The 20,118-nt window shown below is 42.6% G+C and carries 19 protein-coding genes; 10 read left to right on the top strand and 9 right to left on the bottom strand.

The genetic code is table 11. The features are described 5' to 3' along the window. Positions 1-15: 15 nt before the first annotated feature. Positions 16-1,245, bottom strand: a complete 1,230-nt coding sequence (locus tag FPZ43_RS08240) for a M16 family metallopeptidase (protein WP_146381390.1) — start codon at positions 1,243-1,245, stop codon at positions 16-18. A 74-nt stretch (positions 1,246-1,319) separates the two neighbouring features. Here FPZ43_RS08240 and hpt point away from each other — a divergent pair, with 74 nt between their 5' ends. The 3 genes from hpt (at position 1,320) to FPZ43_RS08225 (ending at position 3,705) form a co-directional block, all read left to right on the top strand. After that, entirely contained in the window at positions 1,320-1,859 is a 540-nt protein-coding gene (hpt, locus tag FPZ43_RS08235; protein ID WP_146381389.1) for a hypoxanthine phosphoribosyltransferase, read from the top strand. 4 nt (positions 1,860-1,863) lie between these two features. Beyond that, a complete protein-coding gene (locus FPZ43_RS08230) occupies positions 1,864-2,451 on the top strand; it encodes a hypothetical protein (protein ID WP_146381388.1) in 588 nt (195 codons plus the stop codon). A gap of 99 nt (positions 2,452-2,550) precedes the next feature. Further along, positions 2,551-3,705, top strand: coding sequence for a toxin-antitoxin system YwqK family antitoxin (locus tag FPZ43_RS08225; protein ID WP_146381387.1), 1,155 nt, complete (start codon positions 2,551-2,553; stop codon positions 3,703-3,705). A 4-nt stretch (positions 3,706-3,709) separates the two neighbouring features. Here FPZ43_RS08225 and mfd read toward each other — a convergent pair whose 3' ends face one another. Further along, a complete protein-coding gene (gene mfd / locus FPZ43_RS08220) occupies positions 3,710-7,060 on the bottom strand; it encodes a transcription-repair coupling factor (protein WP_146381386.1) in 3,351 nt (1,116 codons plus the stop codon). 136 nt (positions 7,061-7,196) lie between these two features. Between mfd and FPZ43_RS08215 the strand changes: the two genes are divergently transcribed. From FPZ43_RS08215 to FPZ43_RS08195, 5 genes are all read left to right on the top strand, one after another. Beyond that, positions 7,197-7,610 carry a DUF4199 domain-containing protein gene (locus tag FPZ43_RS08215; protein ID WP_146381385.1) on the top strand — a complete coding sequence of 138 codons (414 nt, stop codon included), beginning with the start codon at positions 7,197-7,199 and terminating at the stop codon, positions 7,608-7,610. Then, a complete protein-coding gene (locus FPZ43_RS08210; RefSeq protein ID WP_261381029.1) occupies positions 7,603-7,908 on the top strand; it encodes a DUF2752 domain-containing protein in 306 nt (101 codons plus the stop codon). Before FPZ43_RS08215 ends, FPZ43_RS08210 begins: the two co-directional genes overlap by 8 nt. A 134-nt stretch (positions 7,909-8,042) precedes the next feature. Next, the gene (locus FPZ43_RS08205) at positions 8,043-8,402 is read left to right on the top strand and encodes a TM2 domain-containing protein (protein ID WP_146381384.1); all 360 of its coding nucleotides are present in this window, start codon (positions 8,043-8,045) and stop codon (positions 8,400-8,402) included. Between the two features lie 339 nt (positions 8,403-8,741). Further along, positions 8,742-9,839, top strand: coding sequence for a Nif3-like dinuclear metal center hexameric protein (locus FPZ43_RS08200; protein ID WP_146381383.1), 1,098 nt, complete (start codon positions 8,742-8,744; stop codon positions 9,837-9,839). After that, positions 9,839-10,582 (top strand): zinc ribbon domain-containing protein, encoded by a 744-nt coding sequence (locus FPZ43_RS08195; RefSeq protein ID WP_146381382.1) that lies wholly within the window; start codon positions 9,839-9,841, stop codon positions 10,580-10,582. The genes FPZ43_RS08200 and FPZ43_RS08195 overlap by 1 nt, the downstream gene beginning before the upstream one ends. 195 nt (positions 10,583-10,777) lie before the next feature. On the opposite strand, the gene FPZ43_RS08190 is transcribed toward FPZ43_RS08195, so the two are convergent. The 3 genes from FPZ43_RS08190 to FPZ43_RS08180 form a co-directional block, all read right to left on the bottom strand. Further along, positions 10,778-11,848 carry a PA0069 family radical SAM protein gene (locus FPZ43_RS08190; RefSeq protein ID WP_146381381.1) on the bottom strand — a complete coding sequence of 357 codons (1,071 nt, stop codon included), beginning with the start codon at positions 11,846-11,848 and terminating at the stop codon, positions 10,778-10,780. A gap of 99 nt (positions 11,849-11,947) precedes the next feature. Then, positions 11,948-12,475, bottom strand: a complete 528-nt coding sequence (rimM, locus tag FPZ43_RS08185; RefSeq protein WP_146381380.1) for a ribosome maturation factor RimM — start codon at positions 12,473-12,475, stop codon at positions 11,948-11,950. Between the two features lie 99 nt (positions 12,476-12,574). Then, entirely contained in the window at positions 12,575-13,105 is a 531-nt protein-coding gene (locus FPZ43_RS08180; RefSeq protein ID WP_146381379.1) for a 30S ribosomal protein S16, read from the bottom strand. A 344-nt stretch (positions 13,106-13,449) separates the two neighbouring features. Between FPZ43_RS08180 and FPZ43_RS08175 the strand changes: the two genes are divergently transcribed. Next, positions 13,450-15,342: an SPFH domain-containing protein gene (locus FPZ43_RS08175; RefSeq protein ID WP_146381378.1), complete on the top strand. Its 1,893-nt coding sequence runs from the start codon at positions 13,450-13,452 to the stop codon at positions 15,340-15,342. A 118-nt stretch (positions 15,343-15,460) separates the two neighbouring features. On the opposite strand, the gene pfkA is transcribed toward FPZ43_RS08175, so the two are convergent. The 4 genes from pfkA to FPZ43_RS08155 form a co-directional block, all read right to left on the bottom strand. Then, on the bottom strand, positions 15,461-16,438 hold the full coding sequence (pfkA, locus tag FPZ43_RS08170) for a 6-phosphofructokinase (protein ID WP_146381377.1): 978 nt from the start codon (positions 16,436-16,438) through the stop codon (positions 15,461-15,463). 179 nt (positions 16,439-16,617) lie between these two features. Next, entirely contained in the window at positions 16,618-18,342 is a 1,725-nt protein-coding gene (locus FPZ43_RS08165) for a protein-disulfide reductase DsbD family protein (RefSeq protein WP_146381376.1), read from the bottom strand. A 99-nt stretch (positions 18,343-18,441) separates the two neighbouring features. Further along, a complete protein-coding gene (locus tag FPZ43_RS08160) occupies positions 18,442-18,891 on the bottom strand; it encodes a protein-disulfide reductase DsbD N-terminal domain-containing protein (RefSeq protein ID WP_146381375.1) in 450 nt (149 codons plus the stop codon). Beyond that, positions 18,888-19,619 (bottom strand): biotin--[acetyl-CoA-carboxylase] ligase, encoded by a 732-nt coding sequence (locus FPZ43_RS08155; RefSeq protein WP_261381026.1) that lies wholly within the window; start codon positions 19,617-19,619, stop codon positions 18,888-18,890. Before FPZ43_RS08155 ends, FPZ43_RS08160 begins: the two co-directional genes overlap by 4 nt. Positions 19,620-19,711: 92 nt before the next feature. Between FPZ43_RS08155 and rsfS the strand changes: the two genes are divergently transcribed. Next, positions 19,712-20,086 carry a ribosome silencing factor gene (rsfS, locus tag FPZ43_RS08150; RefSeq protein WP_146381373.1) on the top strand — a complete coding sequence of 125 codons (375 nt, stop codon included), beginning with the start codon at positions 19,712-19,714 and terminating at the stop codon, positions 20,084-20,086. Positions 20,087-20,118: the final 32 nt, after the last annotated feature.

Raw genomic sequence — 20,118 nt, 5'->3', positions numbered from 1 at the left:
AAAGTAACTTATTTATTATTTAGGCTCAAACAGTAAGGTTATCAAACCGTCATTGTCAAAAACTTCGTTGCTTATCTCCAGCAATTGCGGTGCCGACACCTTGTTTATCTTGTCAAAAATGTCTTCCAGGCTGTCTATATGATTAAAATCCAGCAGGCTTTTCGCCATTGATATAATAAGGCTCAGCCTGTTTTCCTCAGCCAGAGCTATCTGACCAATAAATTTTTCTTTGGCTTGTTTTAACTGTACCGGGCCTATGGTTTGTTCCCGCAGCTTTTTAAGTTCCTTATGCACCAGTTTAAGGGCTTTTTCGGCCTTCTCGGCATCGGTGCCAAAGTATATCGAAAAAATGCCCGTGTCTGTTAACGAAGTATAATTTGATTCGATGGTATAAGCAATGCCATACTTTTCGCGAATTTCCAGGTTCAGGCGGTTGCTCATACCCATACCGCCTAATATATTATTTAGTAACAAAAGCCCATATTTATTGGCGTGCTGCGAATGGTAGGCGCGGCCACCGATAACGCAATGTGTTTGGGCAATTGGCTTTTTTACGGTGTGGATAACGCTTTCAATTAAGGCGGGCTGTACGCGGTTTTTTTGTGCGTTATTCTCCGGGATGTGCGCGAAATACTTATCGCATAGTTTTACCAGTTTGGGCAGCTCGTAATCTCCAGACACCGCAAACACCATTTGGTGCGTGTTATAATTGGCTTTGATAAACTGGTCAATGTCCGCTTTGTCAAGCTTCTTTACACTTTTGCGTGTACCTAATATATTATTACCGATAGCATGGCCCTTAAATAGCAGCTCTTCAAAATCATCCTGTATGGCTTCTTCCGGCTGATCAAGGTAAGAGGCTATCTCATCAAGTATAACACCCCGCTCTTTCTCCAATTCGTTTTGCGGAAATGTTGAATGAAAAAGAATGTCTTCAAACAAATCTACAGCGCGTTCCAGGTGCTGTTTAAGCAGCGATGCATGGATGCAGGTGTATTCTTTAGTTGTGTAGGCGTTTAAATCAGCACCCACAACTTCCAGGTGGTTTAAAATTTGGTTAGTATTGCGGCGTGCGGTTTCTTTAAAAAGTAAATGCTCAATAAAATGAGCAAGGCCTTCTTTTTGGGGCAATTCATCACGCGAGCCTGCGTTTACCAAAAAGCAGCAATGAGTTATGGGCGAGGGCGTGTGTTTTAGTAATATGCGGATGCCATTTGGCAATGTGTGAATCTGATGATCTGTCATGCAAGCATCAAAGATAACCGTAAATGCTACCTATTTGTTCATCCTTTGCGTATGTTTACTTTTAAATTAAGATAATGAAATTACAGATAGCCGATCTTGAGTTTGAACCACTTATCTCTGCAGAAGCTATACAGGCACGCATAGCCGAGGTGGCCCAGGACATTAATAACGATTATGCTGATAAAAGCCCTGTTTTTATAGGTGTGCTAAATGGCAGCTTCTTATTTATAGCCGATTTGGTAAAAGAAATTGTTGTGCCCTGCGAAATTACTTTTTGCAAACTGGCATCGTACTTTGGTGGAACTTCGAGCACCCGCCAGATACGCGATGATTTCGATCTCACCATCAATATCAACGGCCGTGATATTATTTTGATTGAGGATATTATAGATACCGGCAACACCATTAAATACCTGATAGAAAAGCTACAAGTGCGCCAGCCGGCATCTATAACCGTATGCTCCCTACTGCTAAAGCCTGATTCGATTGAACACAGCATTGAAGAACTACGCTATGTAGCCTTCCAGATACCCAACCAGTTTGTAGTGGGCTACGGCTTGGACTATCGTGAATTAGGAAGGAATTTGAAGGGGATTTATAAGAAGAAAGAGTAGGAAAGTGAAACTTGCATTGGCTTTGTTTTTACTATTTATATCAATAGCCGCTTTTGCCCAAAAATTGCCGCTAAATTATGGTTTAGCAATGGAGCGCGGTGTTCCCTCAATTGCCGCAGAAGCGTTGAAAGCCAAGTTCGATACAGCACTTGCTTACACAAATGAAGGTTTTTGGCGATCGAACACAATAAGCTATGTCTTTGTATCGGTAAAGGAAAAAACTTACTACAAAGGCTCAATATCTACAAGAAGATTGTCGAAAGGGAATTGGCATTCTGCGAAAGTTAAATTCAAAAAAATAAATACGTTACAAGGGAAGAAATTATTTCAGTACGTCAATAAATCAGCTTTATGGACATTGAATCCTGATTCATTAAACGATCAAAGGGTTAGAGATGAAAAGGGAAAACTGCAGGAAATTAAAGTATATGACGGAAGTAATAATGTTTTTGAAAAGATAACAAGCTTTGATTGTTTGACGATACAAGCATACGCCCCGGAAGTATTTATCAAAGAATATCAGCTTGACAACGGGCGAAAAAAATTTATAGCCGTCAGGGATTATTTTTTAAGCAGGTATCGCAAACTTTAATTTGTCTTTCTATCGCTGTTTTAAGAAATATAAAGCCTTTATTGTTGATTTTAGTTGCGCTACTAATTATATTTAATGTATTATAACCGAAAATAACCTATGTTCTTATCGCAACCCATTAAACTCGTGCTGTGCCTGTTTTTATCATCGTTTATATTCCCTCAATCTTCTAAAGCTCAATTTACCGACACAGTTATTTATTACTTAAAGGGACCTGCATTTAGTCCAATATTAGTAGAGTCATTAGAGGAATCAGACTATTTTAGAGTCATTCCGCCATTTACAAAAGATATTGATTCGATAGACGTAAAGGATTATTACAAAAATGGGCAAATCAAGCTTTTGGGGAAATTAAAACGTGTATCATTTAGCCCGTCTAAAGGAACCGGGGCATTTATCGGCCCATGCATCCAATTTTATTCATCAGGAGTAAGAAGCTCAATTACTAACTATGGGGATCTAGGTAAAGAAGGGAATGAATATAAATATTATCCCAATGGGAAATTATTAAAAGTCATTGAAAACATTCCACGATACGGGGGGCAAATCGATTTTTTTGGAAAGGTTTTGGAGAGTTATGATAGTAATGGAAAGGAAATATGTAAAAATGGAATGGGATACGATATAGAATTGGAGAATGATCTTCTTGATTTTCAATTAATCGGACCGATTTATTTAGGCAGAAAAAGCGGTGTGTGGAAAGGGAAAGTTCCTTTTTTGGATTCTCTTAATGTAGAACTAAGTTACCAGGATAATAAATTTATATCAGGTGTTAGTTATGATGGTTTCGGTAAAGCATATCCTTTCAAGCAAACCCTGTCTGAGTTTTCGTTTGTCAGAAACGCAATAGACTTCATTTCACAATTTAAAATTAAGTTGAAAAACCAAAAACTTAGCAGTAGGCTAACCGACTCATTGACATTAAGTTTTAAAGTTAATGAAGATGGGCGATTTTCTGATGTTTCAACGCTGCCTGAGGCATCTTCTGATATTTATAATTTAATTAGCGAGGTTTTAGCAAAGATGCCTACTGTATTACCGACGCTACTTTATGGCTTACCTGTCAAAACCGAAGTTAAGCTTAGCTTAAATATGATAACTCAAAATAAAGACAATTTAGAAACGAACGAAGTAAAATATACAACACGACTTTTATATAAAAATAGCACTCTATCTGTAGACAGATCGTTGCATAACTTATTCAAAGTTAGGATTAATGGTAGTGTGAGTCGACCCTCTATTGCAGGTAAATAGTCCTCTACACCTCAACCACCGTCATCTCCTCCAACAATTCCAGAGCCTCGTTTAAAGTTTCCACGCGATCGATGCTCAAACGCAATGTATTTTTAACCTCTTTTAAATTGGTACGGCGGGGGTTCCGCTGCACAAAGTTGAGCACTTCTCTAAAGGCAGGTGTTTCAAAATAAGCCGATTGCTGGTTGGTAATAAAATAGCCGCGTAATACATTCTTTTTAAGCGATATCTTTTCAAAGCCAATGGCTTTGCCTAACCATTGCAGGCGCATTGTGTTTAACAAAGCATCTACCTGGCGGGGTATAGGGCCGAACCTGTCATGCAGTTGCTGTTTAAAGGCATCCAGCTCGGTTTCGTTTTCCAGTTTGGATAGCTCGGTGTACAGGTTGTAGCGCTCGGTAATGTTGGTTACATACTCATCCGGTATCAGGATCTCCAGGTCGGTATCTATCTGGGTAAAGGATATAAAAGGCTTGGGCTTTTCATCCGGGAATACGCCTTTAAACTCATCGTCCTTTAACTCCTGTATAGCTTCGTCCAATATCTTATGATACATTTCAAAGCCAATTTCGGCAATAAAGCCGCTTTGCTCGGCACCTAACAGGTTACCGCTGCCGCGGATGTCCAGATCGCGCATGGCTACGTTGAAACCGCTGCCCAGGTCGCTAAATTCCTCAATGGCACTTAATCGCTTACGGGCTTCGTTGGTGAGGGTACTTAATGGCGGACTTAACAAATAACAAAATGCTTTTTTATTGCTACGGCCAACGCGTCCACGCATCTGGTGCAGGTCGCTCAGGCCAAACATGTGCGCATGGTTAATGATGATGGTATTTGCATTTGGTATATCCAACCCGGCTTCAATAATTGTAGTTGCCACCAGCACATCATATTCATGATTCACAAACTTCAGCATTACATCCTCAAGGGCGTCTCCGTCCAGCTGCCCGTGCGCAATGCCCACGCGTGCCTTAGGTACCAGTTTATGGATCATACCGCCCAATTGCGGTAAATCTGCCACGCGGTTATGGATAAAGAATATTTGTCCGTCGCGTTCAATTTCAAACTCTACGGCTTCTTTAATCAGCTTATCGTTAAATACGTGCAATTCCGTAACAACTGGCTGCCTGTTTGGAGGCGGCGTAGATATGATAGAAAGATCGCGCGCGCCCATTAAAGAGAAATGCAGGGTACGCGGTATTGGCGTCGCCGTAAGCGTAAGGGTATCTACATTGGCGCGCATTTGCTTAAGCTTTTCTTTTGTGCTTACACCAAATTTCTGCTCCTCGTCAATAATCATCAGCCCAAGATCCTTAAACTTTACGTCTTTACTAACCAGGCGGTGGGTGCCTATGATAATATCAACCTTACCTTCCTTAAGCTTGGCAAGGGTATTTTTGATTTGCTTGGTGGTTTTAAAACGATTAACATAATCGATATTGGCAGGAAAACCTTTAAGCCTGTCGCTAAAGGTTTTGTAATGCTGGGCGGCCAAAATGGTAGTAGGCACTAAAATAGCCACCTGTTTGCTATCGGCTACGGCTTTAAATGCGGCACGTACGGCGATTTCTGTTTTGCCAAAACCTACGTCGCCGCAAATAAGGCGGTCCATGGGGTGTGGCGACTCCATGTCCTTTTTAAAGTCGGTAGTAGCCTTTTCCTGGTCTGGTGTATCCTCATAAAGGAATGATGCTTCCAGTTCCGTTTGAAGGTAACTATCGGGCGAAAATGCGTTGCCATCCTGCGCCTTACGCAAAGCATAGATCTTGATCAGGTCGCGGGCTATGTCTTTAACTTTTTTTTTTGTTGTTTTCTTGAGGCGTTCCCAGGTATCCGTTCCCAGCTTATTCATGCGGGGTTGGGTGCCTTCTTTGCCGCTATATTTGGCAATGCGGTTAAGCGAGTTGATGTTTACGTACAGCAAATCGTTATCCGCATAAACCAGCCTAATCATCTCCTGCGTTTTGCCACCCACATCAACCTTTTCGAGGCCGGCGTATTTGCCTATGCCATGGTCAATATGGGTAATAAAGTCACCGGGCTTAAGGTCGCGCAGCTCCTTAAGCGTAATGGCCTGGCTGCGTTGGTAGCCTTTTTTAAGCTTGTATTTATAGTAACGGTCAAAAATCTGGTGATCGGTATAGCAGGCCAGTTTTTGTTCGCGGTCAATAAATCCTTCACGTATGCTGATGCTTATTGGTGTAAATTTTACCGTTTTGTCAAGATCGTCAAGAATGGCATAAAGGCGCTCAACCTGTTTAGCCGAATCGGTAAGGATAAAGTTTTCAATCTTTTCGGCCTCGTTGTTCTTAAAATTATGAATCAGCAGGCTAAAGTCTTTGTTGAAGGATGGTTGCGGGCGCATATCAAAATTGATATGCGAGGCATCGGTATAAAAAAACTGCTTCCCAAATTCAACTAAAGGGAAATCATGCAATTGGTCGGCAATCAGCTTTTCGTCGGTAAAACTGTATTTGGGGTCAATCCAATCTGGGTTTTGGCTCTTGTCTTCTGCAGACAGGGCCTTCCATAATTGAGTTGCTTTTTTATGGCCGGTTTGTATAATGTCCAGCGTAAACTGTACATCCTTTATCCATACCTGGGTACCTGGCTCAACATACTCTAAAAGTGATATGTTGTTTTCGGTCAAAAACTTCGATTGTACATTAGGTACTATCGTGATGTTTTTAACCTTATCTACTGATAGCTGGCTCTCTATCTCAAAGGTGCGGATAGACTCGATAACGTCACCAAAAAACTCTACACGATAAGGCAGATCATGTGAGAAAGAAAAAATATCAACTATACCGCCCCTAACCGAAAACTGCCCGGGCTCATACACAAAATCAACGCGCTCAAAATCATACTCAACCAAAAACTCATTGATGAAGTCGATATTCAGCTTATTATTCACGCCAATTTCAAGCGTGTTTTTTTCTAATGACGAACGGTCAATAACCTTTTCGGCCAATGCTTCCGGGTAGGTAACTATAAGCTGGCCATAATCGGTACTATGATTAAGTTCGTTAAGTACCTCGGCACGGGCAAGTACGTTAGCGCTATCGGGCTGTGTAAATTCAAATGCTTTACGGTATGATGATGGGAAAAGCAAAGTGTCTTTCCCGGTAAGGTTTTCCAGGTCGGCCTGGAAATAGGCAGCCTCTTCGCGCTCGGGTAATACAAACACCATGTGCTTGTGCTGTAAAAAATACAATGCCGCGGCCATAGCAGCATCGCCCGATCCTACCAATCCCCTTAATTGTACCCTTGGGCTTTTGCCCCCGTTAAGTGCCTGAGCGAGTGCTTTTACACGCTCGTCGGCTTTATAACGGTCTAATATGTCGCGTATATTCAAATCAATGCAAATATAATAAAGCGGAGGTTGCAAAAAGCCCGCCGTCAATTAATCACTAATTTATAGCAAACAATTTGGGCTAATGTTTACTTTTTAATGATAATTATCACTCAACCTAAAAACAACAACAACTAATATGAAAAACTCAGTAATATTTGGATTAATAATAGGCGTGCTTAGCATTATATGGCTTTTTATAATGCGCGGAATGGGCTACAATTTAAGCGATAGCACATCGGCCCCTATTGAATATGTCTCGGCGCTTATTCCACTAATAGGTTTGTTTTTTGGCATAAAAAACTTTCGGGATGGGGAGCTTAACGGAAAGATGGGATTCTTAGAAGGTCTTATCCAAGGTTTTAAAATACTGTTATTAGGCGGTGCCATTGCCGTGTTTGGCGGCATTGTGTTTATAAACCTTAACAACAGCGGTAATGACGCCAGCTTCGAAGCTTTTAGCGGCCGTATTTTTGGGGCACTGCTTGTTGGCGTTATCGAGACCTTTGCAGTAACTTTACTGCTGGCAACAAAGGCAAACAAAGTTGATTAAACGTTATTTTTTCAAATACTTCGAAATAACAATATGGATAGTGGCCCTGTGCTGCCTGGCGTTTACCAACCCGGCGGAACAGGGCCATTATAGCTTATGCCCATTTAACCGCTTTGGTTTTAGCTGGTGCCCCGGTTGCGGCCTGGGCCATTCTATAGCATACCTCTTTCGTGGCGACTTTGCCAACTCCTTTAAAGCACATTGGTTGGGCATGCCGGTGGTAGCAGTGCTGCTGTTCCGTATTTATACACTGATCAGGTTCAATAACCGCTTAGCCGACCCGTTTTCAAATCGGTAAAAAATGTAGTTCCTTATTCGCCGTTTATTTTACCCCGCTTACCGACACTTTTTTTATAACCGCCAATATTGCGTTGGCACCTCACCGTTATGGGTGTAGTTTTACATCATCAATCACACTAAAACAATAAAAAGATGAACACTTACAATCCATACATGTCATTGCCGGGCATAACAAATGAAGAGTTGGCATTTTTAAGGCAGGCAACTACCGATTTGTCTGATGGTCAAAAACAAAGTTTTTTTATGGCTTACTCCGGCAAGCGTAAAAGCGCACAGGATGTATTGATATTTACTTTACTTGGTTTTGTATTTGTTGCGGGCATACAGCGCTTTATTTTGGGACAAACATCCATGGGGGTATTGTACTTGTTAACTGCCGGTTTTTGTGGTATCGGTACCATTGTCGATTTAGTAAACCACCAGCAACTGGCTAACGAGTACAATCAGAAAATGGCTTACGAAAGCTTCCAGATTGCCAAAATGAACTACTAAAAACATCAACACATAATCATAACCCTAAATTTTAAAACGATGAAAACTTTTCAAAAATCAGCAACAAATAAATTGGTATCAGCATTTGATAAACAACTGATGGCCATCTTAAAAAGCGACCTTAAAAGCCGCAAGGCCAAAAGCGCACGATAAAAATTATCCAAAGGGTAGTTTACAAAGATCAAATCAAAAGTGTAAGCATCGGTATAGGACGGCGGTTGGCCGGCCAGACAGTCCGAAGAAAATATTACATGGTTGTTTTGGTCTTTCTTGCGTTTTTAAATATTTAGGCCCGTAAATGGCCATAAATACTTTTAATGTTGGCTAATTTAGTGCACTATGAAACTTTCGCTTTTAACCGCCTACCTGGAAAGCATTGCACCACCCGCATACCAGGAGGATTATGATAACTCCGGATTGATAGTTGGCCACCCCGACATGGAAGTAAACCAGGCCCTCATTTCGTTAGATTGTACAGAGGCCGTGGTAGATGAAGCCATTGCCACCGGTTGCCAGGTGATTGTATCGCATCACCCTATTGTTTTTAAAGGGCTTAAGCGTTTTAATGGCAAAACCTATGTAGAACGTGTTGTACAAAAGGCCATTAAAAATGATATTGCCATTTACGCCATACATACCAACCTTGATAGTGTGATGACGGGTGTAAACGCTCGCATTTGCGAAACGCTTGGTATAGCTAACTTCCGCATATTGGCTCCAAAACAGGGGCTGCTTAAAAAGCTGGTTACTTATGTGCCTACAGAGCAGGCCGAGCAGGTGCGTAAGGCGCTATTCCATGCAGGCGGTGGTAGCATTGGCGACTATAGCGAATGCAGTTTTAACGCCGAAGGCACAGGTACTTTTAAAGCAGGCGAAAACAGCGACCCATATGTTGGCGAGCCAGGAATTCGCCATCATGAACCCGAGGTGCGAATTGAAACGGTATATCCGGCGAATATTGAAAGCAAAATTATAATGGCGCTTGTACTGGCGCACCCGTATGAGGAAGTGGCTTACGACTTGTATAACTTAACCAACCAGCACCAGCAGGTAGGCAGCGGTATGATAGGTGAACTGGAAGCACCAATGGATGAAGCCGACTTTTTGGCGGAGGTAAAACATAAAATGCACGCCGAGGTAATAAGGCATACGGCTTTTACCGGTAAACAGGTACGCAAGGTTGCAGTATGCGGTGGCTCGGGCGGGTTTTTATTAAAGCAGGCAATTGCTGCAGGTGCCGACGTTTTTATAACGGCCGACTACAAGTATCACGAATTTTTTGATGCTGAAGGAAAGATAGTGATTGCCGACATTGGACATTTTGAAAGTGAGCAATTTACGCAGCAATTATTGTATGAATTTATTCAAAATAAATTTGTTAACTTTGCCATCCGTTTAACAAAAGTGAATACAAACCCCGTCAAATATTTTATTTAATGGAACAAACCATAGAACAAAAGCTTAAAGCTTTATACGACCTGCAAACAGTTCATACCAAAATTGACAGAATACGCCAGGTAAGGGGAGAACTGCCTATGGAAGTTGCTGACCTTGAGGACGATGTTGCCGGACTTGAAACCCGCATTCAGAAAATAAAAAATGAGCTTGATGATTTAGAGGACGAAATTGTAACCCGCAAAAATCTGATCAAAGAATCGCAGGCAAACATAAAGAAATACGAAACTCAGCTTAACGAAGTAAAAAACAACCGTGAGTATGATGCAATTTCAAAAGAAATTGAGATACAAGGCTTGGATATACAGGTAAGCGAGAAAAAAATCCGTGAGTTTGGTTTTGAGATCGCATCAAAAACAACTATCTACGAAAAGGCTTTGGCTGACCTTGAAGCACGCCGTGCCGATCTTGACGCTAAAAAAGAAGAGTTAGGTACTATTACTGCCGAGACTGAAAAAGACGAAACCGAACTTACTGCACAAGCAGAAAAAGCACAGGCAAACATTGAAGAGCGTTTGTTGATTGCTTACAGCCGCTTGCGTAAAAATGCTAAAAATGGTTTAGCGGTTGTAACTATTCAGCGTGATTCATGCTCTGGTTGCTTTAACCAAATCCCGCCTCAGCGCCAGTCAGATATCCGTCAGCGCAAAAAGATCATTGTTTGCGAGCACTGCGGCCGTATCCTGGTTGACGAGCAAATGGCTCTTGAAGAAGAGAACGCATAAGCAACCAACCCAATAAACTTATATTGAACCGGCACCTAATGGGTGCCGTTTTTTTTTGTGCGTGGGTATCGCGTTGTGGCCTTAGCAAAGCGATGACATAATAATTCCTGTCATTCTGAGCAATAGCGAAGAATCTAGGTCGGCTATTAGATGCTTCACTATTTTCAGCATGACAAAAGCTTTGTCACAAAGCTCTCAAAACAAAGCAATCTGCTTGCCGCCTTTTGGGGTAAATTGTGTGAGGTCGTAAGGTGGCATTTCGCGGCCATCCAGGTGGCGTACGCAGGCCATGCGGTACATTTGGTGTATAGAGTTTGCAATATGGCCGTCGCCGCTCATGCGGCGGCCGAATTCGCTATCATTAAGGTTGCCACCGTGGCATGATTTAATCATGTTAAGCACCTTTTCGGCCCGGTTAGGGAATGCTTTGTAAATCCAATCAGTGAAGATTTCGGCAATGGCGCCGTTCAGTCGCACCATTGTAAATCCGGCTGCGAGTGCGCCCCGGTCTGCAGCCGCTTTAATAATATTGGGCACTTCCCCACTGTTAAGCCCCGGTATTATTGGTGCTGCCATTACCCTTACAGGGATCCCTTTTTCTGACAGTTTTTGTATAACGGCAAGGCGGCCCGTCGCAGTTACTGTTCTCGGCTCCAGCTTTTGGCGCAGTTGCTCATCAAGCGTGGTTACAGACACATTTACATGCACCAGGTTAAGTTTGGCCATCTCGCTCAATATATCAAGATCGCGAAGGATAACGTTGTTTTTGGTAATGATACTTACCGGGTGGCGGTATTGTAAAAACAGCTTTAGCATCGCCCTGGTTATCTCCAGCTTCCGCTCCAGCGGCTGGTAACAATCCGTATTACCCGATAGCATAATTGGGGTAGGGCGGTAGCCCTTTTTGTTAAAATACTTTTCTAATAGCTCCGGGGCATTGCGCTTTACAATAATCTTTCGTTCAAAATCTAACCCTGCGCTAAAGCCAAAGTATTCGTGGCTGTTACGTGCATAGCAGTATATGCAGCCATGTTCGCAACCCTGGTAAGGGTTGATGGAGTGCATGTGGCTAAGATCGGGGCTATTGCTTAAGCTAACAATGTTTTTAGACGTCTCTTCAAAAATCTGGGTGCAGGTATTTTCAAGCAGTTCTTCATCAAGCCCCTCAATGTGTTCCTTAACGTATTTGTCTTTCAGGAAACGGTTTTGCGTGTTTACCTGTGCCCCGCGGCCTTTAAAATATTCGGGATTTTCTGCATGCGCCATACAACGCAAAGTTGCTAAATAAATTAGCAATTAGCAAGGCGATAAAAAATGGCTCAATAAAAAAAGCGCTTAATGTTAAGCACCTATAGTGTTGTATTATTATCCTTCCAGGTAAACATCAAGTAGCCCCTCGGGCAGGTCAATATATATTTCGCCGCCTTCAACATCAATTCCTTTAATGATTTCAACATTTAGCGGAAATAATACTTCTTTTCCGTTAAACTGCACCTGCGCAATCAGTTGTTGCGGATACTCCAATACATCCATTATCTCGCCCAATTCGCCATGGGTTTCATCAACAGCAATAAAGCCTTTAACATCCTTAAGGGTAAATTCCTCTTTTTTCTTCTTAGGCTTTAGCTTATTTGGCAGATAGATATCTTTTTTTGCCAGCATCGATGCTTTCTCTATCGAGTCTACATCTTCTAAAAAAAGATACGCCTGGTTTTTTTGCAGATATTTGATAGAGCTTACAAAGTAGGGCACAAGCTTACCCACAATATCTATAAACAGGGAGTTGAACTTTACTTTCTCAATATCTTCAAAGTCGATATAAAGTTGCAGCTCGCCTTTTAAGCCCTTGGTTTTAAGTACACTTCCTATCCTGAAACAATCTTCGGTTTTCATATATCAACAGGGTTAAATAACAATGGCGAAGAACGTTTGTCCTTCGCCATGTTTTCAGAGTTTTGGCAGATAAACACCTGCCTGTTACTCTTTAATAAATTACTCAGCGCTTTCTGCTTCAGTTTCGGCAGCTGCATCATCTGCAGAGGCTTCTTCTGTTTCCTCGGCAGGAGGAGTGTTTTTAGCAGCAATAGCAGCAGCTTTATCTTCTTTCTTTTTAGCTTCAGCAATTAAAGCAGCTTTACGTGCTTCGTCTTTAGCAGATACAAGGGTTGATTTTTTGCCGGCAATTTTACCGTCTTTTTGATCTAACCAGGTAGCAAATTTTTCATCTGCCTGCTCTTGTGTTAACGCACCTTTGGTAACACCACCTTGTAAGTGTTTTTTGTATAATACACCTTTGTAAGATAGTATTGCACGGCAGGTATCAGTTGGCTGTGCGCCATTGTTTACCCATTCAAAAGTTTTATCGAAGTTGATGTCGATAGTTGCAGGGTTAGTGTTTGGGTTGTATGAACCAATACGCTCAATAAACCTACCGTCACGTGGTGCACGTGCATCTGCCACTACGATGTAGTAAAAAGGTTTGCCTTTTTTACCGTGTCTTTGCAATCTGATTTTAGTTGCCATTTTTAAAGTTTTATGTATTCAACATTACCCCCGGAGTTCTTTCTGCGGGGATGCAAAGGTAAACATTTTTTATAATAATTTAAAAGCCTTGCAATTAATTACTTAAACAATGGCTTTGCAGCTGTTTAATAGGGCTTTACAAATAGACAATATTGGAATTGCTTGAAGTTATAGAGGGGCCGTAATATGCTTGATAAAGGATGAAAAAATAAATTCAACAATTTTTGTAACAAGTAAATTACAGCATTATCATAATGTCGCTATATAGCCAAGGTCTCATAAAGCTATAAGTTTTTGTGAGGAGCCCGCACCTTAAGGGCCCCGGTAAACTAATCATTAAAACAATGTCTGATTCTATTCCAATTCTCCAATTCTGGTGGGTATTGCCACTGGTTGCTGCCCTTGTTATGTACAAATTTGTGCTGCAGGTATTTTTTGGTATGATCATCGTTCCGGATGATCGTATTGGTTTGGTTGTTAAAAAATTTACGCTTTACGGCGATAAGCGCCTGCCCGACGGGCGCATTATTGCTACGAAAGGCGAGGCCGGTATGCAGGCCAAGCCGCTTGCGCCTGGTCTTTACTGGCGCCTGTGGCCATGGCAATACACTATTACCATGCAGGCCTTTACTATTGTTGAGCAGGATAAGCTGGGGCTTATAAAAGCCAAAGATGGCGCACCTATGGATACCGGTCGCGTACTTGGCCGCCCCGTTCCGTGCGATAAATTCCAGGATGCTGAAGCTTTCCTAGACAATAAGGGGCAGAAAGGCCCGCAGGCAGCATTCCTTACGCCTGGTAACTATCGTATAAATACCTTTTTGTTTGAAGTGGTGATGGTACCTATCACGCGTATACAAGAAAACAAGGTAGGTATTGTAACCACACTTGATGGCGAACCGCTCGATAAAGGCGAAATTGCCGGCGGCTCGGTTAGCGGGCACCGTAATTACCAAGATCCGATGGCCTTTATACAATCGGGCGGTAAAAAGGGCCTGCAGGAAGATGTGATACTTGCCGGTACCTATTACCTTAACCCTTGGTTTGCCATTGTGGAACAGGTAGAAATGGTGCATATCCACATCGGTTTTGTGGGCGTGGTAAACTCCTTTGTTGGCCCCGAAGGCAGCGATACCAGCGGCGTGGGTTTTACCCATGGTAATATTGTAGCCAAGCTTGAAAAAGGTGTATGGGATGAGCCGCTCGATCCGGGTAAGCATCCTATAAATATTTATACCCACGCGGTTGAGATTGTGCCCACTACCAACATTGTGCTCAACTGGGCCAACAGCCGCACCGAATCGCACGAGTTGGATAAAAACCTGAGCACTATCAGCGTACGCTCATCAGATGGTTTTACGTTTAACCTCGACGTTTCGCAGATCATCCACATACCGCGCAACGAAGCGCCCAAGGTTATTGCAAGGTTTGGCCACATGAAAAACCTGGTGTCGCAGGTGCTCGAGCCTACAATTGCTAACTACTTCCGTAACTCGGCACAAAAAAGTGGGGTGATAGAGTTTTTAACCAATCGTTCGCAAAGGCAGGAAGATGCCCGGATGCAAATAAGTAAAGTATTAGCCGATTACAACGTGGAAGGTGTAGATACGCTTATTGGCGACATTGTGCCGCCCGAAGCCTTGATGAAAACACTAACCGACCGTAAGATAGCCGAGCAGGAACGGGTTACCTACGAGATACAGAAAAGCGCCCAGATTGAGCGTAAAGAGTTTGAAAGCGCTAAAGCCGGTGCAGATATGCAGCCCGAGGTAGTAAAATCAACCAGGCAGGTAGAGATCAACACCCAAATGGCTGCCTCAAAAGTTGCTGCTGCGAGAGGTGACGCCGAATCGCGCGTGATTAACGCCAAGGCCGATGCAGAGAACCGTACCATAACAGCCCGTGCCGATGCCGAAGCAAAAACTATCAACGCCAAAGCTGATGCCGCCGCTACGGAAATTAACGGTAACGCTGATGCGGGTAAGATAAAAGCAATAGGCCTGGCCGAAGCTGAAGTTACCAAGCAAAAAACTGAAGCCATGGGTACCGAGCAGTATGCCATTGTGCGTGTAGCCGAAGCGCTGGCCAGCAACGGGATTAAATTAGTGCCCGAAATTTTAGTTAACGGTAAAGATGGGGGACAGGGCGGTATGATAGATGCCCTTATTGGTAATGAAATGCTTAAAAAGCTGCAACGCGAAGGCGAAGCCAAAGCAGATGTATTGCCAAGAGATTGATTTGCCTGTGCCAGCCAGGTTTTATAGGCGTGATTGAGATAAATGCCTGCCTGGCGGGTGCATGTTAAACAAAACGAGCCGCTAATCAGCGGCTCGTTTTGTTATATGTATCCTGTTATTAAATTGAAAGTATCTCTACGATCTTTAAAAAGTTAGGGTTGATTTCAACGTTGTGTTTTATGGCATGCTCAAAAGGGGTGTATGACAGTTCGTTATGAATAATGCCTATCATTTCGTTACGGTGGCCATTGCGTAAAGCTTCTACAGCCGCAACGCCTATACGGCTTGCCAGCACACGATCCATACATGACGGGCGACCGCCACGCTGAATATGCCCCAGGATTGATACGCGTGTATCGTAATGCGGGAAGCGCTCTTTTATATGGCGGCCAATTTCAAAAGCACCACCTGCATTATCGCCTTCGGCAACTAACACAATTTTTGATGATTTGTCTTTGCGGCCATGCTCCAGGCGGTTGCAAAGCGCATTCAAATCGGTTTCTGTTTCCGGGATTACAATAGCCTCTGCGCCTGATGCAATACCGGTACGCAGGGCAATAAGCCCAGAGTCGCGGCCCATTACTTCAACTATAAATACACGGTCATGCGATTCGGCAGTGTCACGTATTTTATCTACCGCATCAATAACGGTATTAATGGCAGTATCGTAACCAATTGTAAAGTCGGTTCCAATAAGGTCGTTGTCAATTGTACCCGGTAAGCCTACAATAGGTATATCATATTCGGCACCAAAAGCACGTGCACCTGTAAACGTACCATCGCCGCCAATAGCAACAAGGGCATCAATACCATGTTTTTGTAATTGCTCGTAAGCTATTTTACGACCTTCGGGCGTACGGAACTGCTCGCTGCGTGCGGTTTTTAATATGGTACCACCGCGCTGAATAATATTAGCAACAGATTTACCATCCATCGGGAAGATCTCGCCATTGATCATACCCTCGTAACCACGGCGAATACCGGTTACCTGCAGGTTATAATATGTAGCTGTACGTACAACTGCCCTGATGGCGGCATTCATGCCGGGTGCATCGCCTCCGGATGTGAAAAGTCCTATGTTATTGATCTGCGTCATTTTATATAAAGGGCGCTATCGCACTGTAAAAATTAATATTAGCGTTTGTGTATATACAAACCGAAGGTTAAAACGCAGGTATACTAAGCGTATTTTTAACTCGCCGCGAATTTACATTAAATTTTCGCAACATCACACTGCTTTGCCAAACTAACCGTCCCGGCATATCGGGCTTTGTGTTATTTAGACGCTTTGAAGGCCGCTGTACCGCTATCAAGATATTTTACAAATTCTGCCGGGTTTTTAGTTGCACCCATAGGTTTAACAAGTGCCTTGCCTGTTTGGTCAACTATTACGTAAAATGGCTGGGCGTTTGAATTGTAATTTTTAATCTCGAAATCGAGATTTTTGCCGCCTATGGTTGTAATAGTTTTGCCGGTAACGGCAGATGTGTAATGTTCGTTTCGCGGCAGCTCGGTTTTATCATCAATAACCATTTGTACCATTACAAAGTTATTGCTTAAGCGCTTAAATACATCCGGCAATGGCATTACATCCTGTTCCATTTCGCGACAGTTAACACAGTTCCAACCGGTAAAATCAAGTAGTATGGGTTTGTTAACCTGTTTAGATACCTCTACAGCCTGGTCAAAATCATACCATTCGTCAAGGCCCTTTACCTTTGGTAAACGCTTAAACAGCTCTTCATATTTTTTCTCTTTAACAGTAGCAGGTGAAGCTGCTGCATTCGATGATGGTGCTCCGGAAGACAGGTCGAAGTCCTGCGTACTTAATGGGGGCAATAAAGCACTGATAGATTTTAAAGGCGCGCCCCACAGGCCGGGTACCATATACATGGTAAATGCAATAACACCCATGGCAATAAAAGTGCGTGTTACCGAGAGGTGCTGCACATCGCTATCATGCGAGAATTTGATTTTGCCCAATAAATACAAACTGGCCAATACGCCTATGGCAATCCATAAAGACAATACTACCTCGCGGTCTATCAGATTCCAGTGGTAGGCTAAATCTACGTTCGATAAAAACTTTAATGCAAATGCTATCTCAATAAAACCAAGCACAACCTTTACGCTATTTAACCAACCGCCCGACTTTGGAAGGCTCTTAAGGGCTGATGGAAACATTGCAAAAAGTGTAAATGGCAAAGCAATAGCCAATGAGAAACCAAACATCAGTATAGCAGGCGCAAGTCGCTCACCTTTTATAAAGGCATTAGCCAATACCCCGCCAATAGCCGGGCCGGTACATGAAAAGGAAACAACCACCAAGGTTGCCGCCATGAAGAATATACCTGCAACACCGCCTTTGTCAGAGTTCTCATCAAGCTTGTTGGCAAATGAGCTGGGCAGAGTGATTTCAAACGCACCTAAGAACGATGCACCAAATACAATCAGCATTAAAAAGAAAGCAAAGTTAAAAATGCCATTCGTAGCCAGGCCATTTAATGCCGCCGGTCCAAACAAGATGGTAATGAGCAACCCGAATACAACATAAATAAATATGATTGACAGCCCATACAAGCACGACTGCCATATGGCTTTCGCACGAGTACCCCCCTTTTTAGTAAAAAAGCTTACCGTTAGCGGTAGCATTGGGTAAACGCACGGAAGTAAAAAAGCCGCAAAGCCGCCTACAAAGCCAATTATAAATAGCTGCCACAAACTTGTTGGGGTCGACTCGGCAGCATTGGCTTGTACAGCAGGCTTAATTGCCGTAGCCGAGTCTTTTTTAACCGTGGCGACAGAATCGGTAGCTTTCTTTTCTGCTACTTTATCAGCAGTGCTCGGGATGTCAGTAAACTCAACGTCTCCAGTAGACACGGTTGTATCTGCCTGCGTTTGTGTTGCCCTTGCATTAACTGGATAAATAAGCGCAAGTGACAACAGTGTGAGCAAAGAAAAGATAGCGTTGCGAAAAAATCGCTTTTGAGCTAAGGCCATTATATAATGTATGTAATTTTTAATCTGGTAGAACGGAGCAACGCTCCTGCATCAATTCAAAGGAGCTATGAAAAAGGCCGGGAAGCCGGCCTTAACATGTTATAATTTAACCGGGATGGAAAACTCCACCTCATCTGGCGGCAAGCATTTCGAATCGTTGCAGGTCATAAATTCCAGTTTGCCTTTAACAGTAGCGTTTTTGCCTTTAAGCTTTATTTTTTGCTGAAAAACAACTGAATTTTCAAAGAAGCCAACATTCATGCTGAAAACTTTTTCGTAACGGGTTATCGGTTTTGGCTCAATAGTTTTACCAACAAGCGCAAACTCTTTCGATGGGGCAAAAGTAAAGCTGGTTTTTACAGGGCCGCCTTCTGCCACATTCTGTGAATAGATATGCCAGCCATTATCAATGTTGGCCTTAATCAATACAACAGCTTCGGTTGCACTTACTTTTTTAAAGGCGTACTGCCATTTAACGTGCGACTCGATTTGCGCCTGTGCACTAAAAGTTATAATTAATGCGGTTATAACTAATATCAACTTTTTCATAAATTATTGGTTAGATACTGAATCTCTTTTAAATTGTAAGTACCGGTCACATTGCCTCTCTCAACTTCAAGCAAGCCGGCATCGGTTACCCCGATTATGGTGCCCGAAAAAACTTCATTGTTCGACACGAAATTATGCGTTTCGTTTAATAAGTAAAGTTTTTGTTTATAGGCTGCTCTAATCAAGTTTGTTTCGCCGGCCTTCAACTTTAGGTACCAGGTTTCCACGTGTCGGCAAATATCAAACAATATATTTTTTAAATCATAATCCCTTTGTAATATCTGCTTTACGGAAGTGGCCCTGGATGCATTATCGCCAAAGTGTTCCTGGTTAATGTTAACGCCTATACCTATCACCGAGCTTTTGATATTGCTGCCCTGTAAGCTGTTTTCAATGAGCATGCCGCTCAGTTTTTTATTTTCGTAATAGATATCATTCGGCCATTTTATAAAAAGGTTGTCACGCAAAAGGGGGGCAAGTGCGTCATATACGCCCAGGCTTATAACGCGGGTAAGATCAAACTGGGCAGTTGCTGCTAAAAAGTTTGGGTACAGCAGCATACTAAATGTTAAATTTTTACCGGGTTCGGCATGCCATACGTTTTGATGCTGCCCGCGACCGGCAAATTGGTCTTCTGCCATAATGACTGTTCCTTCGGGTACTGGCTTGGAATTTGACAGAAGATTTTTGAGGAATGTATTTGTTGAGTCAACTTGTTTAAGTGACACGAAATTTTGTCCAACAAATAATCCTGAAAATATGTTATTTTGCAACGTATAATAATTTTAAACCCAAAATCGTTCAAAACTAATTCTTTTTGATGGTAAAAAGCAAAGTGTTAAATGAGTCCGCCTACATCTCTGAACTGGCTATACATGGTATGCAGGAGAAAAAGGGGAATGATCTGGTAAGGCTTGATCTGCGCGGTGTTAATAGTTCGGTAGCAGATTACTTTGTGATATGCCATGCCGACTCTGCCACGCAAGTAAAAGCAATTGCTAATAGTGTTGAAGATGAAATTTACAAAGCCATGCAGGCCGAGCCATGGCGTAAAGAAGGGCTTGAGCATGGCGAGTGGATACTGCTGGATTATGTAGATGTTGTGATCCATATTTTCAGGACGGATAAACGTGAGTTTTACGGTGTTGAAGACCTATGGGGCGATGCTGAGATAAAGAGCTATAAAAGTGCTTAAGTAAGCTTGATGTTTAAATCCCTGCCCTAATT

The sequence above is a fragment of the Mucilaginibacter pallidiroseus genome (assembly GCF_007846085.1).
Lineage (GTDB): Bacteria > Bacteroidota > Bacteroidia > Sphingobacteriales > Sphingobacteriaceae > Mucilaginibacter > Mucilaginibacter pallidiroseus.
Note: the sequence above shows the minus strand (reverse complement) of the source record. Positions and strands in the feature narration are given on the sequence as shown.

Bases quoted from the DNA above. Each gene is read 5' to 3' on its own strand.
- FPZ43_RS08180 (WP_146381379.1), bottom strand. From the start codon at position 13,105: ATGGCAACTAAAATCAGATTGCAAAGACACGGTAAAAAAGGCAAACCT.
- FPZ43_RS08175 (WP_146381378.1), top strand. From the start codon at position 13,450: ATGTCTGATTCTATTCCAATTCTCCAATTCTGGTGGGTATTGCCACTG.
- FPZ43_RS08215 (WP_146381385.1), top strand. From the start codon at position 7,197: ATGAAAAACTCAGTAATATTTGGATTAATAATAGGCGTGCTTAGCATT.
- FPZ43_RS08190 (WP_146381381.1), bottom strand. From the start codon at position 11,848: ATGGCGCATGCAGAAAATCCCGAATATTTTAAAGGCCGCGGGGCACAG.
- FPZ43_RS08205 (WP_146381384.1), top strand. From the start codon at position 8,043: ATGAACACTTACAATCCATACATGTCATTGCCGGGCATAACAAATGAA.
- FPZ43_RS08160 (WP_146381375.1), bottom strand. From the start codon at position 18,891: ATGAAAAAGTTGATATTAGTTATAACCGCATTAATTATAACTTTTAGT.
- pfkA (WP_146381377.1), bottom strand. From the start codon at position 16,438: ATGACGCAGATCAATAACATAGGACTTTTCACATCCGGAGGCGATGCA.
- rimM (WP_146381380.1), bottom strand. From the start codon at position 12,475: ATGAAAACCGAAGATTGTTTCAGGATAGGAAGTGTACTTAAAACCAAG.
- FPZ43_RS08200 (WP_146381383.1), top strand. From the start codon at position 8,742: ATGAAACTTTCGCTTTTAACCGCCTACCTGGAAAGCATTGCACCACCC.
- FPZ43_RS08165 (WP_146381376.1), bottom strand. From the start codon at position 18,342: ATGGCCTTAGCTCAAAAGCGATTTTTTCGCAACGCTATCTTTTCTTTG.
- FPZ43_RS08240 (WP_146381390.1), bottom strand. From the start codon at position 1,245: ATGACAGATCATCAGATTCACACATTGCCAAATGGCATCCGCATATTA.
- FPZ43_RS08225 (WP_146381387.1), top strand. From the start codon at position 2,551: ATGTTCTTATCGCAACCCATTAAACTCGTGCTGTGCCTGTTTTTATCA.
- rsfS (WP_146381373.1), top strand. From the start codon at position 19,712: ATGGTAAAAAGCAAAGTGTTAAATGAGTCCGCCTACATCTCTGAACTG.
- hpt (WP_146381389.1), top strand. From the start codon at position 1,320: ATGAAATTACAGATAGCCGATCTTGAGTTTGAACCACTTATCTCTGCA.
- FPZ43_RS08195 (WP_146381382.1), top strand. From the start codon at position 9,839: ATGGAACAAACCATAGAACAAAAGCTTAAAGCTTTATACGACCTGCAA.